Origin of the sequence: Brevibacterium sp. FAM 27836 (assembly GCF_051351055.1) — a bacterium.
GTDB lineage: Bacteria > Actinomycetota > Actinomycetes > Actinomycetales > Brevibacteriaceae > Brevibacterium.
Genome location: NZ_CP195711.1, coordinates 2,426,410 through 2,440,967 on the forward strand (window position 1 = coordinate 2,426,410; position 14,558 = coordinate 2,440,967).

The 14,558-nt window shown below is 65.8% G+C and carries 12 protein-coding genes and 1 pseudogene; all 13 read right to left on the reverse strand.

All coding sequences use genetic code 11. The features are described 5' to 3' along the window. Nucleotides 1–74: 74 nt before the first annotated feature. The gene (locus ACSE4D_RS10805) at nt 75–959 is read right to left on the reverse strand and encodes a sugar phosphate isomerase/epimerase family protein (protein ID WP_436325933.1); all 885 of its coding nucleotides are present in this window, start codon (nt 957–959) and stop codon (nt 75–77) included. Between the two features lie 32 nt (nt 960–991). Next, a complete protein-coding gene (locus ACSE4D_RS10810) occupies nt 992–1,228 on the reverse strand; it encodes a hypothetical protein (RefSeq protein ID WP_436327150.1) in 237 nt (78 codons plus the stop codon). 92 nt (nt 1,229–1,320) lie between these two features. Further along, nucleotides 1,321–2,019 (reverse strand): annotated as a pseudogene (locus ACSE4D_RS10815) (Gfo/Idh/MocA family protein); the annotation flags it as partial. A gap of 60 nt (nt 2,020–2,079) precedes the next feature. Then, on the reverse strand, nt 2,080–2,994 hold the full coding sequence (locus ACSE4D_RS10820) for a sugar phosphate isomerase/epimerase family protein (RefSeq protein WP_425120532.1): 915 nt from the start codon (nt 2,992–2,994) through the stop codon (nt 2,080–2,082). A 56-nt stretch (nt 2,995–3,050) separates the two neighbouring features. Next, nucleotides 3,051–4,955 (reverse strand): 3D-(3,5/4)-trihydroxycyclohexane-1,2-dione acylhydrolase (decyclizing), encoded by a 1,905-nt coding sequence (gene iolD / locus ACSE4D_RS10825; RefSeq protein ID WP_436325934.1) that lies wholly within the window; start codon nt 4,953–4,955, stop codon nt 3,051–3,053. A gap of 28 nt (nt 4,956–4,983) precedes the next feature. Then, entirely contained in the window at nt 4,984–5,907 is a 924-nt protein-coding gene (iolB, locus tag ACSE4D_RS10830; protein WP_436325935.1) for a 5-deoxy-glucuronate isomerase, read from the reverse strand. Further along, a complete protein-coding gene (locus ACSE4D_RS10835) occupies nt 5,904–6,830 on the reverse strand; it encodes a Cgl0159 family (beta/alpha)8-fold protein (RefSeq protein ID WP_425120535.1) in 927 nt (308 codons plus the stop codon). Before ACSE4D_RS10835 ends, iolB begins: the two co-directional genes overlap by 4 nt. After that, nucleotides 6,827–7,819 carry a 5-dehydro-2-deoxygluconokinase gene (gene iolC, locus ACSE4D_RS10840; protein WP_425120536.1) on the reverse strand — a complete coding sequence of 331 codons (993 nt, stop codon included), beginning with the start codon at nt 7,817–7,819 and terminating at the stop codon, nt 6,827–6,829. The genes ACSE4D_RS10835 and iolC overlap by 4 nt, the downstream gene beginning before the upstream one ends. 250 nt (nt 7,820–8,069) lie before the next feature. Beyond that, complete coding sequence (locus tag ACSE4D_RS10845) at nt 8,070–8,837, reverse strand: GntR family transcriptional regulator (protein WP_425120537.1); 768 nt, start codon at nt 8,835–8,837, stop codon at nt 8,070–8,072. Nucleotides 8,838–8,870: 33 nt separating this feature from the next. Continuing rightward, nucleotides 8,871–9,899, reverse strand: a complete 1,029-nt coding sequence (locus ACSE4D_RS10850) for a sugar phosphate isomerase/epimerase family protein (protein ID WP_425120538.1) — start codon at nt 9,897–9,899, stop codon at nt 8,871–8,873. Beyond that, nucleotides 9,896–11,080 (reverse strand): Gfo/Idh/MocA family protein, encoded by a 1,185-nt coding sequence (locus ACSE4D_RS10855; RefSeq protein ID WP_436325936.1) that lies wholly within the window; start codon nt 11,078–11,080, stop codon nt 9,896–9,898. The genes ACSE4D_RS10850 and ACSE4D_RS10855 overlap by 4 nt, the downstream gene beginning before the upstream one ends. 374 nt (nt 11,081–11,454) lie before the next feature. Continuing rightward, on the reverse strand, nt 11,455–12,876 hold the full coding sequence (gene argG, locus ACSE4D_RS10860; protein WP_135539948.1) for an argininosuccinate synthase: 1,422 nt from the start codon (nt 12,874–12,876) through the stop codon (nt 11,455–11,457). A 498-nt stretch (nt 12,877–13,374) separates the two neighbouring features. Further along, nucleotides 13,375–13,929, reverse strand: a complete 555-nt coding sequence (locus ACSE4D_RS10865; protein ID WP_135539950.1) for a hypothetical protein — start codon at nt 13,927–13,929, stop codon at nt 13,375–13,377. Nucleotides 13,930–14,558 lie beyond the last annotated feature (629 nt).

The following is a 14,558-nucleotide window of genomic DNA, read 5'->3' on the forward strand; positions in this document are numbered from 1 at the left end:
CTCTCCTTTGAATGATTTTCCGATGCTTCGGTCTCGAACTTCTCGATGCGATTCGACGGTGGCTGCGCGCCGCCTCAGCCGGTGGGACCTGCCTGTGCGGAGATGAGTTCATCGATCCGCCGCTTTTGGAATCGGCTGACGGCGTCATTGTTCTCGTTCTCCCCGAACACATTGGACACGAGGAGAGAGTCTTCGCGGGCGAGGAACCCGGTCGCATTCAGCACGCCGAAGAGAGCGTCGAAATCGACGTCGGCGTCCCCGACCTTGAGATGCTGATGCACCCGCGCCGAGGTGGTCGGCGGGTTCGCGATGTACCGCAGCCCGTGCGAGGCGCGGTGATCGAAGGCATCGGAGATGTAGACGGCACGCAGTCGGTCGCCGAGCTCCTCGGCCAGGGTGTCGAGGCAGTCGCCGTAGTGGAAGGTGTGCGAGGCGACGTAGACGAAGCCGATCGCTTCGGAGTCGAGACCACGCAGGACTCGCCACGCTTCGTGCCCGTCCTCGACGAAGTCGTCGGGGTGGGGGTCGAAGTTGAGCCTCAGCCCCTCCTTCTCGACGATGGGCAGCAGTTCGTCCATCGAACGGTAGAAGGACTCTTCGGAGTCCTCGAAGGATTCCGGGCGACCGCTGAATTCCGTGTTGATGGTCGTCACGCCGAGGTCGATGGCGATCTCGATGACGCGGCGGAAGTTCTTCACCGCCGCGACGCGTTTGCCCTCATCCGGCCAGGCGATCCGCTGCACGGGCAGCAGGGCGGGCACCGTGATCCCTGCGGCATCGACGGCCTGCCCGAAGCGGCGGATGAGCGCGCGATCCATCTTCGGGTATCGGAAGTGGGTGGCGAAGTCCGGATGCGGTGTCAGCTGCAGATGGTCGAATCCGAGGTCGGCGGTCACGGCCGGGAAGTCGAGCAGGCGGTGCGTGTGGTGCAGCGGTGTGGGATCGTAGGCGATCTTCATTGATACTCCAAGCGTTCGTGAGGGCCGGTCGGTCAGAGGTAGAAGTCAGGGGTGTCGGGCAGATCGAGTGTGCGCGGTCTGCCGTCGAGCAGGGAGGCGACGCCTTCCCGGCAGGCCACGGCCACCTTGTAGCCGTCCCAGGCAGATGGGCCGGCGATGCCGCCCGTGCGCGCCGCGTCGACCCAGGCCTGAACCTGATCGTCGTAGGCCGTCCGGAAACGGGTGGTGAAGTCTGCATGTCGGCGATTCCCGAACGCCCCTGATGCCACAGCTGCAGGCCGGTGGGTTCACCGATGCGGGCGATTCCGGAATCGAAGACGGCCTCGGTGGTCACCTGATAGCCGAACTGCACGCTGACGTTCATCTCGAGATCGACGAGCGTGCCATTGGCCAGCTCCATGAGTACGAGGATCGGCTCCTGGAGGCGTTCGGGCGTGAGCCGATTGCGGCGAGCGTGCTTGACCTCGAGGCTGCGGATGGGGGAATCGGCCAGCCAGGGTACGACGTCGAATTCGTGGACGACGGAGTCGTTGATGAGCGACTCCTGCATGTAGGAGTCCGGGACCGACGGGTTGCGATGGGCGCAGCGGAGCATGAGCAGCTCACCGGCCTGCTCCGAGTCGATGAGCTCGCGCAGCTGCCGGTATTCGGGATCGAAACGACGCATGAACCCGACTTGGATGAGGTGGCGGCCGGTGGCCTGCTCGGCTTCGAGGATCCGCCACGAGGAGTCCGGGTCCGGGGTCAGAGGCTTCTCGCACAGGATCGGGAGACCGGCCTCGAGGCTGGGCAGCAGCACGGGTTCGTGGAGGAACCCGGGGGTCGCGATGAGGACCCCGTCGACCACTCCGGCCTCGAGAGCGTCTTCGATGCGGGAGCAGCCGACGGCTCCGGGGGCGTTCTCCAGCGCCGAGGCGAGCCGGGACTCATCGGGGTCGACGACGGCGGAGACCGTGGCCCCGCTGATCGTCGAGGTGATGCGTTTGACGTGGTCTGCGCCCATCATTCCGGCACCGACGATGCCGACGCGGAAATCTTCGGGCGGGTTTGTCACGGTCATTGTCTCTCCTGTGGGGCTGCGGGCTTGTCGGTGTGTGGGATCGAGCGGCGATGAGCTGGGTCAGTGGTCGACGACCGCGGCGTCCGTGGACGCGAGGATCGTCTTCAGCGTCCGTTCGGCGATCGGGAACGGGGCGTCGACGCTGCAGCCGAACATGTCCTGTTCGACGATGGCGAAGGTGTTCTCGTCGAGAGCCGCGACGGCGTCGATGATCGGGTCGAGCGGAGGGATCCCCTGATCGGGCTCGACCATGATTCCCTGCGCGACCGCGTCGCCGAACGGTGTATCGGAGTTGAGGACGTCGAAGATCCGAACCGGATCGACCTGCTTGAGGTGAAGATAGCCGATGCGCGAGGGGTGGTCGTGGATGAGTCTGAGGTTGTCCCCGCCGTAGTACGAGAAGTGTCCCGTGTCGAGGCAGAGGTTCGTGTACCGCTCATCGGTGAGTTCGAGGAAGCGTTCGACTTCCGAATGTGTGCCGACATGGGAGTCGGCATGCGAGTGGAACTGCTGGCGGAGACCGAACTCTTCGTACAGGGCCTTGCCGAGTGCGTCGTGGCCGGCGGCCATGCGCGACCACTGCTCGTCATCGAGCGTCCGCGGTTCGAGGGCCTGGCCGCTCGTGTCCGAACGCCACAGATCGGGGATGACGACGATGTGCTCACCGCCGAGTTCGGCAGTGAGTGCGGCGACCGCCTCGGCCTGCTTCCAGGCCCGCTCGAACTGGTCATCCGTCTTGTGGAAACCGGTGAATACCGTGCCGCCGGAGAGTTTGAGTCCCCGCGAGCCGAGCTCCTCGCGCAGCTGCTCGGGATTCGTCGGCAGGTAGCCGTAGGGGCCGAGCTCGATCCAGGTGTATCCCGCCTCGACGACTTCATCGAGGAAGCGCCGCCAGGGGACCTGTCCCGGGTGGTCTGGCAACCACACGCCCCAGGAGTCTGGTGCTGTGCCGATGCGAAGTGACTGCGTTGTCATTGTCCTGTCCTTGTGGTCGGCTGTCGGTGGTCTTCGTGCTCTGGGCGATCGGCTGGCTACAGCAGAGGCCGTTGGTGGCTTCGCTCGTCCTCGTAGGCAGAGCGGGCCGTTCGGGTGTCGTCCATGGTCGATGCGGCGGCGACCGGCACGTCCCACCACCCTTCGCCTTCAGGGGCATAGGCGAGCGGATCCGAGTTGATGTGGATGAGCGTCGAGGTCTCGGCCGCACGGGCGGCCTCCACGGCCTCGGCGAGGCGAGTGCTCGCCGAGGGGCCGGGGTCGATCTCGACGACGTCGACGCCGTAGGAGCGAGCGTTCGCTGCGAGGTCGACGGGCAGGATTTCGTCGGTGCGGAACTCCGGGGAGTCGGCGTCGTATCTGCGGTACCAGGTGCCGAATCGGGGTGCACCAACTGTCTCCGACAGGTGTCCGATCGAGGCATAGCCGTGATTCTGGATGAGGACGACGATGAGCTTGAGGCCCTCGGCCACGGCGGTCACGAGTTCCGTGTGGAGCATGAGGTAGGAGCCGTCGCCGACCATGACGACGGCCTCACGGTCATCACCGGCGGCCTCGATGGCGCGCCGGACTCCCAGGCCTCCGGCGATCTCGTATCCCATACAGGAGAACGCGTATTCGACGTGATAGCCCAGGGCGTCCCGGGTGCGCCAGAGCTTCTGCAGGTCACCCGGCAGGGAGCCGGCGGCTTGGATGACGACATCGCGTGGACCGACAGCTCGGTTGACCGCACCGATGATCTCGGGCTGGCCCGGCAGTTCTGCGGGCGTGGGCGCCACGGCCGCATCGACCTCGGCGACCCAGTTCCTGCGTTCGGCATCGATCCGGCGCGTATGGTCCTCGCCCACTCGGAACTCATCCAGGTGCTCGCTCAGTCCCACCAGTCCGGCATGGGCGTCGGCGACGATGGGGTAGCGGCTGCCGTGCTTGTAGGCATCGAAGCTTGCGACGTTGAGGTTGACGAAGCTGACATCGGGATCGGCGAAGGCGCTTCGGCTCGACGTCGTGAAATCGCTGTAGCGAGTGCCGATGCCGATGACGACGTCCGCCGAGGCGGCGATCCGGTTGGCCGCGGACGACCCCGTTGCTCCGATTCCGCCGAGGTTGAGCGGGTGATCGTGGTCGAGCACTCCACCGCCGGCTTGGGTGGTGGCGACGGGGATGCCGGTCGCCTCGGCGAAGGAGCGCAGCTCTTCCTCGGCTGCGGAGTAGAGCACTCCGCCGCCGGCGACGATCAGCGGTCGCTCGGCCCCGCGGATCGCTGCGGCGGCACGCTCGAGCGGGCCGGGCTCGGGAAGGGGCCGCCGGATGTGCCATTCTCGTTCGGTCAGGAATTCTTCCGGAACCTCGACGGTTTCGGCTTGGACGTCTTCGGGCAGCGCGATCGTGACCGCACCAGTTTCGGCAGGATCGGTGAGCACCCGCATGGCCGCCAGCGCGATGGAGAACAGCTGCTCGCCGCGTTCGACACGGTCGAAGTAGCGGGACAGCGGTCGGAACGCGTCCGTGACCTGTAACGATGTGTCGTGGGGGTGTTCGAGCTGCTGGAGCACCGGATCGGAGACGCGGGTCGCGAAGGTGTCCGAAGGCAACAGCAGGACCGGCAGGCGATTGGCCGTGGCCAGGGCCGCTCCGGTGAGCATGTTCGCCGCACCCGGCCCCACCGAAGCGGCCGCTGCGAAGGTCGAGCGTCGACGATTCATCCTCGCAAAGCCTGCGGCCTGATGGGCCATCGCCTGTTCGTTGCGGGCCTGGTGATAGGGCATCGCGTCGGGCTCATCGTGGCGGAGCTGACGCAGAGCCTGACCCATGCCTGCGATATTGCCGTGCCCGAAGATGCCGAACATCCCCGCGATCGTGCGCTGGCGGATGTCTCCGTCGACGGTGTACTGACGGGACAGGAAGGTCGTCAGCGCCTGAGCCACGGTCATCGTCACAGTCATGTCACTTCTCCTTCGAAGTCTGATGTCTCTAGGCGGGGTTCTGTTCGTCCGCGGTGTAGGGCAGCCGAGAGTCGAACTCGAGGTCGTCCCATTCCTTACGGACCCAGCCGTGGGCGGGGTCGTCGCTGATGAGCCAGATGCGTTCATCATCGGGGCCGGCCATGACATTGAGGTAGTAGTTGTCATAGCCGGGTGCGGCGGCGAGGGGGCCGTGGTACCCGTAGGGGACGAGGGCGATATCGCCTGTGCGCACCGTCGCCGAGGTGGTGATCTCGCCGGCGGCCGAGGAGTAGGTCGAGAAAAGGGAGAAGGGATCGGCCTCGGCCGGGGCGTTCGAGGCACGCGAAACCGCGGTCTCGAAGTAGTAGATCTCCTCGAGGCGGGACTCGGAACCGGCGATCGCCTCGTCGTGCTTGTGTGGGGGATAGGATGACCAGTTGCCGCCCGGAGTGATGACCTCGCAGGCGATGATCTTCACACAGTCGAGGCCCGCCGGGGTCGCGAAGTTGTGGACCTGTCGGCTCGAGATTCCCGAACCGCGCAGTTCGACCGGGACCTCGGCAGCGGGGAGGTGTTGGACGGGGCGCGTCTCCGTCGTCGGTGCTTCGGAGACCGAGATCCGACCCTTCGCCGAGGTGACCGTGGCACTGGAGCCGGTGGGTAGGTAGAGACAGTCGGCCGGTCCGTGGAAGACCGAGGTCCGACCGGCCAGCTCCTGGCTGCCGGTGGTGCCGTCGGCGAGGACGTAGTCGACGGTGAAGGACTCACCGGCCAGCGGCACGAAGACCCTCTCGACCGCCTCGGCGGCGAGCTCGACCGAGCTCGGCTGGTCTCCGCCGAGCGTGGCGGCGCGGAATCCGGTGTGCGCCCACCCCGGAAGAGTCGAATCGACGACGGACTCGAAGCCGTCCCTGGCGAGCTCTCCGCGGGGGTAGAACCATTCGTTGATCATGCCGGAATCCTTTCTGTGCTGTGGACCAGTGCGGCGGCGCGGTCGACGGAGCCGATGACATCGCCGTCGGCCGGGTAGACGACCGAACGGCCGATGACGAGGCCGCGCACACCGGGCAGTGCCAGGGCATTCTCCCAGCTGCGGAAGGTCGCCTCGGGATCGTCCGAGCGCTCGCCTCCGAGCAGCAGGGTCGGCAGAGTCGTCGCTGCCATGACCTGCTCCATGTCGTCGACGACGGGGATCTTCAGCCAAGTGTGGGTCGAGGTCGTGCCGAGCCCCTGCGCGATGCCGATCGATCGGATGACGGCTTCGGGGGTGAGCACATTGCGCACCTTGCCGTCGACCCATTCGCTCATGAACGGCTCGAGCATCACCGGCAGATCGGCGTCTGCGCAGGCGTTCACGGCTGCGGCATTGGCCATGAGCGCCGAGGTGGTGGCGGGGTCCGCGAGATTGATCCGCAGCAGGGTCTTGGCGAGGTCGATTCCGTCGCGGGACATGCGCTCGACGGTGTGACCGGTGAAGCGGTCGTCGATCTCGAAACTGGAGCCGGCCAGTCCGCCGCGGTTCATCGAGCCCACGGCCAGCTTGTTCTCGAGGTGCCCGAGGAAGGCGAGGTCGTCGAGGATCTCCGCGGTGGCCAGCACTCCGTCGACTCCGGGCCGAGAGAGTGCGGTGGCCAGCCGGGCGACGAGATCGACACGGTCGGCCATGGCCAGCGGATCGTCTCCGACCTTCATGGCCCCGCGTGCGGGGTGGTCGGCAGCGACGATGAACAGACGGGAATCCGGACCGCTGATGCTGCGGCGGGAGCGGGAGGCCCAGGCTCGGGAGATGGCACCGGGGTCGGTGAAACGGGCCTCGCGCAGTTCGGCGATGGCATCGTCGGTGACAATGTCGAGGGAGGGGGCGTCCGATGTCATGCGCGGGTTTCCTTCTGGTCGTTGGTGCCGATCACGGCAGTGATCTCTTCGGTGGCGGGCATCGCGGTCGAGCATTCGCGGCGGGTGGCCACGATGGCGCCGGCGACATTGGCGAACTTCAGCACGTATTCGAGGTCCCAGCCGGCCAGCAGCCCCTGGCACAGTGCGCCGCCGAAGCCGTCACCGGCACCGAGGCCGTTCGTGACGTCGACGGGGTAGGGCGGAACTTCGACCCGCTCGTCGGCGGTCTTCGCGAGCACGCCCTTGGGACCCTGCTTGACGATGGCGAGTTCGACGCCGCGCTCGAGCAGTGCGTCGGCGGCCCGCTCGGGTTCGGTCTCGCCGACGGCGATCTCGCATTCCTCACGGTTGCCCACGGCCACGGTGACGTGTTCGAGTGCGCGCCCCACCTCGGCGCTGGCGATCTCCGGGCTCTGCCAGAACATCGGTCGGTAGTCGAGGTCGAGGACGGTGTGCTCGGCGCGCCCCCGCGCCGCCCAGGCGGCGTGATGGGTGCTGCGGCTGGGTTCGACGCTCAGCCCGGTGACGGTGGACCAGAAGATCTTCGCCGAGGCGACCGCCTCGAGGTCGAGGTCGGACTCGGTCAGATCGAGGTCCGGCGCCTTGGGGTCGCGGTAGAAGTAGAGCGGGAAGTCGTCGGGCGGGAAGATCTCGCAGAAGGTTACGGGGGTGTTGTAGTTCGGGTTCGTGCCGACCCAGCGGTTGTCGACGCCGAGGCGGGCGACCTCGTTGTGCAGGTACCGGCCGAAGGGGTCATCGCCGGTGGCGGTGATGACGGCGGCGTCGAGGCCGTGTTTGGCTGCGGCGACGGCGACGTTCGAGGCGGAGCCGCCGAGGTACTTGCCGAAGGTCTCGACCTCTTCGAGGCCGACGCCGTCCTGCAGCGGATAGATGTCGACGCCGATGCGTCCGATGGTGATGAGGTCGAACGATGAGGTTCGAGGAGCCGAGCCAGGCGATGAGGTCATTCTCGTCATTCCTTCCCCGCGGCTGCTGTGCCGATGCGGATCGATCCTTTGTCAGGACAAAGTATTTGTCATGACATTAGCATTGTTTGTTCGCGTCGTCACCCCTTCTGGGCAATCCTTGCTGTTTCGGAGTCCTCGGAGGGGTCTGACGGCAGTTCGAAGCGGATGAGCGGCCGGAGGCAGCGCCCGCGAGGGTGCGCAGGTCGGCGGATGGGGGCGAGGGTTCGGTGCGGCCTTGGGGGCTCGGCGATCAGCGGGAGACGAGGGTCGTCTCGAACGAGTAGAGGTCGGGGCGATAGCAGTGATCGCCCCATTCGACGATCCCTCCGCTGTGGTCGTGCGCGGTGCGGTGCATCGTCAACAGCGGCGCACCCGTTTCGATCTCCAGGAGCTCGCCCTCCTGCGCATCGGCGGCCTTCGCGCCGATTCGCTGTTGGGCCACGGAGAACACGACTCCGCGCGCCCGCAGGGTTTCGTAGAGGCCGGAGCTCACGAGCTCCTCGGCGGTGATATCGGTGAACCGGGCGGGCAGGACATTGTGCAGGATGGCCAGCGGCGTCGACCCGACGAGGCGCAGGCGCCGCAGATGCAGGCAGGGGGACCCGACGGGCACCCCCAGCCTCTCGGCATTGTCGGCGTCTGCGGCTTCGACCCGGTGGGAGAGGACGACGGTCTTCGGCGGATTGCCCGACTTCTCGAGGTCCTCGTAGAGGCTGGTGAGATCGACGGGCCTGGCAACGGGGCGCTGGATCACCTGGGTTCCGATTCCGCGTCTGCGCACCAGCAGCCCTTTGTCCACAAGGTCTTGGATCGCCTGGCGCACGGTCGGCCGTGACAGGCCGATCCGTTTGGCCATCGCCACCTCGTTCTCGAGCCGGGTTCCGGCGATGAGCTGGCCGGAGGAGATCGCCGCTTCCAGTCTGCGGGCGATCTGGACATAGAGCGGCACGGCTCCGGGGGAGCGATCGAGGGGACCGAAGAACTCTGCCGGCAGTTCGGTCTCGGGTTCGCGTGCCATGTGCTCCTGTCCTGTCGTGGTCTGCGTCTGAGCTTACTCGGCGGGAGCAGCCGACGAGGGCTGACCCGCTGAATTCGCCGACTCGGCAGCGGTGAGCAGAACCTCGGCGGCGGTCTGCAGCCCCTCGATGCGTCCCAGGGATTCGTCTTCGTGCTCGATGTGCACAGCGATGTCCGGGTCGACCTTCTTCAGGGCCGAGATGAACCGGTTCCAGAAATCCTGGTCGTGGCCATGACCAAGGGCGACGAAGTCCCACGAGGAGCCCAGCGGCCATGCGTTGATCGCGGCACCGCCTCGGAGCTCGGTGATCCGCTCGCCGGTGAATCGCGTGTGCCGATCGTCGAGGACGCCGTGGATCTTCGCGGCCTCGTTGATGCGCACATCCTTGGCCGCGGCATGGACGACGAGTTCGCCGAGGTGCTCGATCGCTGCGACCGGATCGATGCCCTGCCAGAACAGATGGGAGGGATCCATCTCCGCGCCGACGTTCTTAGCCCCGATGCTCTCGACGAGACGCTCGAGTGTGGCGGGATTGAATACGAGGTTGTGCGGATGCATTTCGATGGCGATCTTCACACCATTGTCGCCGGCGAGCCGATCGAGATCTGCCCAGATCGGGGTGGCTGCGGCCCACTGTTCGTCGAGTGTGTCGAGCAGTGAGGACTCCCAGGGGTTGACGACCCACGTCGGTTTGGGTGCCGAGGCGTCCGCGCCCGGCAGTCCGGACATCGTCACCACTCGAGTCTGACCGAGCCGGTTCGCCACGGCGATGGCACGTTCGATGTCGCTCAGCGTCGGCGGGCCGATCTGCGGATCGGGGTGGAGCGGGTTGCCATTGGCATTGAGGCCCGCCAGCTCGACCCCCGCCTCGGCGAAGGTGCCGAGGTACTCGTCTCGCGCATCATCGGAGGTGAGGATGTCATCGATCGTCGGCATATGGACGGGTGGGAGGAATCCGCCGACGTTGATCTCTGCCGCGCTGAGGCCGAGCTCTCTGAGCACGGTCAGGGCCTCGGGCAGCGGGCGGTCGTGCAGGATGGCTGTGTAGGCGCCGAATTTCATGACTGAACCTCTTTCTCATGTCCGTTGTCGTTGGCCGAGTCGATGACCGCATCTCGGACCTGGAGTGCATGCAGGCCATCGGAGAATGGTGCACAGCGAGGCAGGGAGTCCGCCTCGGCGATGCCGGCGACCTCATCGAGGAAGGCCCGGGCCTGGAAGACGAACCCGTCGTTTTGGCCCACTCCCACTCCGGGCGCGGCCATTGCCAGCCCGTTCGCGATATAGGGGTGCTCGGGTCCCAGCTGTATCGTCGTCAATCCGGTGGCCGCCGCGTCGTCGATGCTGCGGTTGAGGACGATCTGGCCGGGGAAGCGGAAGTCGAAGCCGGCGGAGCCGTTGGCGCAGAAGACTTCGACTCCGAGGCTGTTGGGGTGGCCCGCGGCGATCCGCGAGACTTGGAGGAAACCGGCCCCGGTGGGGAATTCGACGCTGAATCCGGCGTAGTCGTCGTTGCCGACCGGCTCGTATTCGTCGCTGACCTCGGCGTGGTCGTGTCCGACCACGTGACCCAGCGGGAGCGGGCGGGAGGTGATGGCGGTGTGGAAACGTCCGCCGGAGACCTTCCGGATGGGCCCGGCGAGGAATTCGACGGTGTCGGTGAGGTGGCTGCCGACATCGGCAAGAGCTCCGCTGCCGAGTTCGCCGCGGTAGCGCCAGCTCATCGGGGCAGTGGGGGAGCAGGCGTAATCGGTCCAGTACCAGGCGTTGATGTGGTGGACCTCGCCCAGAGTGCCGTCGTTGATGAAGTCCTTGATCGCGGCGAGGCCCGGTGTGCGTCGGAAGGTGAAGCCGAGGCGCGCGACAGAGTCTGCGTCGTTCGCGGCGGCGACCATGGATTCGGCGTCGGTGACGGTGTCGGTCAGCGGTTTCTCGCACAGGACGTGCTTGCCCGCGGCCAGCAGGGCTTCGACGATCTGCTGATGGAGGGAGTTGGCGACGACGACGCTGACGATGTCGATGTCATCGGCGTCGACGATGTGCTGCCAGTCGGTGTCATGACGGGTGAACCCGTAACGAGCGGCGGTGGCTGCGGCAAGGTCGCCGGCGATGTCGCAGACGGAGACGAGTTCGAGGTCCGGCAGGCTTCCGATTCCGGCGGCAGGGGCGGCTCGCCAGGCAGCGGCGTGTGCTCGACCGGCCATTCCGGCACCGATGACCGCGATTCCGAGTCGCTGGGGCATGGGATTCTCCTTCGAATGCATGCGGGTGTCTGTGCTGCACGTGAGGCGCGCGCTTCGTCGGTGCGTGCAATGAGCGCGCATGGACGAGCAGTGCTCTCCGTCGTTCCCTGGGCGGGAAGCAGTCACCACGCTACAGGCAAATTTGTCAGGTCAAAAGAGAATTCAAAGCATTATTTGTCATTACATGAAAATTGTTGGGGTTGCCCCCGCGGAAGTCGCGTAGGCAGTGAATAGAAGAAGCGGCCGGCAGGTGAGCCCCAAGATCCATCAGATCGTGGAGCGCACCTGCCGGCCGCTTCCAGTTCTCAGCCGGAGGCCGCGAGTCTCATGCTGCGCAGTGTCTCCGGAAGCTCTCGAACCGTCCGGCGCGGAACTCAGTCCGTGCCGGCGTCGAAGGCCGCGGACAGTCCGGCGAGGTCGCCGGCTTCATCCACCTCGGCGCCGGAGTTCGCGATCTCCTCCGCACCGCCTGCCTCCAGCGAGCCCACGAGCTCCGAGGTCGGGCCGGACACGATGCCCATGGCCGCGTACTGCTCGAGACGGGCGCGCGAGTCGGCGATGTCGAGGTTGCGCATGGTCATCTGGCCGATGCGGTCTTCGGGGCCGAAGGCGGCGTCGCCCACGCGCTCCATCGACAGCTTCTCCGGGTGGTAGGACAGGTTCGGGCCTTCGGTGTTGACGATCGTGTAGTCGTCGCCGCGGCGCAGGCGCAGGGTGACCTCGCCGGTGATCGCCGAGGCGACCCACCGCTGCATGGATTCGCGCAGCATGAGCGACTGCGGGTCGAGCCAGCGGCCTTCGTACATGCGGCGGCCCAGGCGACGGCCCTCTTCGTGGTAGAGGGCGATGGTGTCCTCGTTGTGGATGGCGTTGAGGAGGCGTTCGTAGGTCACATGCAGCAGCGCCATGCCCGGGGCCTCGTAGATGCCGCGGGACTTCGCCTCGATGATGCGGTTCTCGATCTGGTCGGAGACGCCGAGTCCGTGGCGGCCGCCGATCTCATTGGCCTTGAAGACCAGCGCCACCGGGTCGTCGAACTCCTCGCCGTTGATGGCGACAGGGCGGCCGGCCTCGAAGCGGACCGAGACCTCTTCGGTCTTGACCTCGACGTCTTCGCGCCAGGCGGCCACGCCCATGATCGGTTCGACGATGTCGAGGCCGGCGTCGAGGAACTCCAGGGTCTTCGCCTCGTGGGTGGCGCCCCAGATGTTCGCATCCGTCGAGTAGGCCTTCTCCGCGGAGTCGCGGTAGGGGTAGCCGTGTTCGACGAGCCATTCGCTCATCTCCTGCCGGCCGCCGAGCTCCTCGACGAATTCCGAGTCGAGCCAGGGTTTGTAGATGCGCAGCTTCGGGTTCGCCATGAGGCCGTAGCGGTAGAAGCGCTCGATGTCGTTGCCCTTGTAGGTCGAGCCGTCGCCCCAGATGTCGACGCCGTCGTCCTTCATGGCCCGCACGAGCATGGTGCCGGTGACCGCGCGGCCCAGCGGGGTGGTGTTGAAGTAGGTCTTGCCGCCGGAGCGGACGTTGAAGGCGCCGCACTGGAGGGCGACGAAGCCCTCTTCGACGAGCAGGCGCTTGGCGTCGACGAAGCGGGCGATCTCGGCACCGTACTCCTTGGCGCGTTCGGTCACCGACTCCAGATCCGGTTCGTCGTACTGGCCGATGTCGGCCGTGTACGTGCAGGGGACGGCGCCCTTGTGACGCATCCACGCAACAGCGCAGGAGGTGTCCAGGCCGCCGGAGAAGGCGATTCCAACGTGCTCACCGACTGGGAGCGAAGACAGTACTTTCGACATGTCCACTAGCCTAACGGCATATCACTCACGTGTCGAATGGTTATGCATAGCTATGTATTTTTATGTGCTGGGTGGCGCGGTCTGCGCTTCGCGCGCCGCGGACCCTCGCCGTGCTCCCGCGCCGCGGACCCTCGCCGCAGACCCGCGCCGCGCTCTCCCTACGGCGACTGAACCGAGAGGACGTCAGCGGCTCAGTTCGCTGTACGCCCTGAGGCTTCCGGCGACCTCGAAGCGCTCCTGACCGAAGCCGCTCACAGCGGTGGGTCTTCGCTTCCGAATTCGGGGTCTGAGTAGGGCCCGCCTCGCCGCGGCACCGAGGCCCGGTAGCCCGTTGGCTGCGCGACGGCCCGGTAACCTCGCGACCAGGTGGGTTCGCGACGGCCAGGTGGCCCGGTAGCTTCGTGCGAATATTGGTCGCTATCGGATACTCGGGTCGAAAGTTAGGTCGCTATCGGATACTTTTTGCCGCCAGAAATGTCCGATGGTGACCTATATTCTTCATTGCAGCCCGAGGTGGTGGCGGATATCGCGCTCGAGTTGCTGACGACTGGTCGATTTTGTCACCCGAATGACGGTCCAGCCAGCTGCTCTCAGCGCGTTGACTCGATCGATGTCGGCGGCCCATTGGTATTCGGAGATTCGGTGATGATCTCCCTCGTACTCCAGCGCAAGCTTTTTCTTCGGGTAGCCGAGGTCGGGATGCAGGGTGCGATCGATCGTCGGACAGTACACGGCAGGGTGGACCTCTGGTTCAGGCAGGTTTCGGGAGATGGCCCAGAGGCGGAGGTCTGTTTCCATCGGCGAGTCGACGTCTTCTCGAATGAGGTCGACAGCGGCTTCGAGCTTTGGCCTGGCCCTGAGGTGTTTTGTTTCGGAGATGTGCTCGGTCAAAGTCGCCAACGTGAATTGGGGTGGGCTCTTCCAGTTGCCGATCGCCGCGTCACCAACTTTCACCAGCGACTCCACCGAACAGACGGAAGCGAGCTGGCTGAATACCTGAAGTGGGTTCAGGACCGGCAACTTCAACCACTCGATTGATCTGAGCGTTCTCATTCGATGCAGTGTGATGCCTCTTCTGCGAATGCGTTTGTTGATGTCCGAAGTTCCCAGATGAAGAATGTCGCTTCTGAGTGAGCTGGGCAACGGCCACCCGAATAGGCGTGCAGCAGTTTCTCTGCAGGCGACGACCCCCGGGTGTCTGTAGACGATGGCCGTCAACAGCTGCGCCTCATCGATCCATGCGTCATCTGCCCAAGTGGGTATCGGGAATTCGGTGGAGACAGAGCCGTCGAAGCGGATACCCCACGTGGCAGGAGGAAAACCACGCCCGGACCTGATGTCGTACTCGGAGGCTCCTCGCGCTCGCGCTTCCGAAACCGAGAGGACTGCTGGGTAGTGCGCATAGTTCACCGGATGCTTCATGCACAGATAGTTCACGGGGGTTCTGGGCGAGGGAAGACCTGCCCGAGGCGGTTGTGGTCGACTGTTGCCCATCCACAGGCAGTTCACGCTCGAGCCGCGATGGTGTCCACAGCTGAATGGAGGTGAGTCGGACAGTTGCCTCGAGCAGACCATGGATGGTTCGCGAGCCGCATACGGGAGGATCCGGGTGGCTGTGCCGACCGCACCCTGAACAGGAGATTCGCTTCGAGGGCGGGCCTCTGCGGACTCCTGGGTTGCAT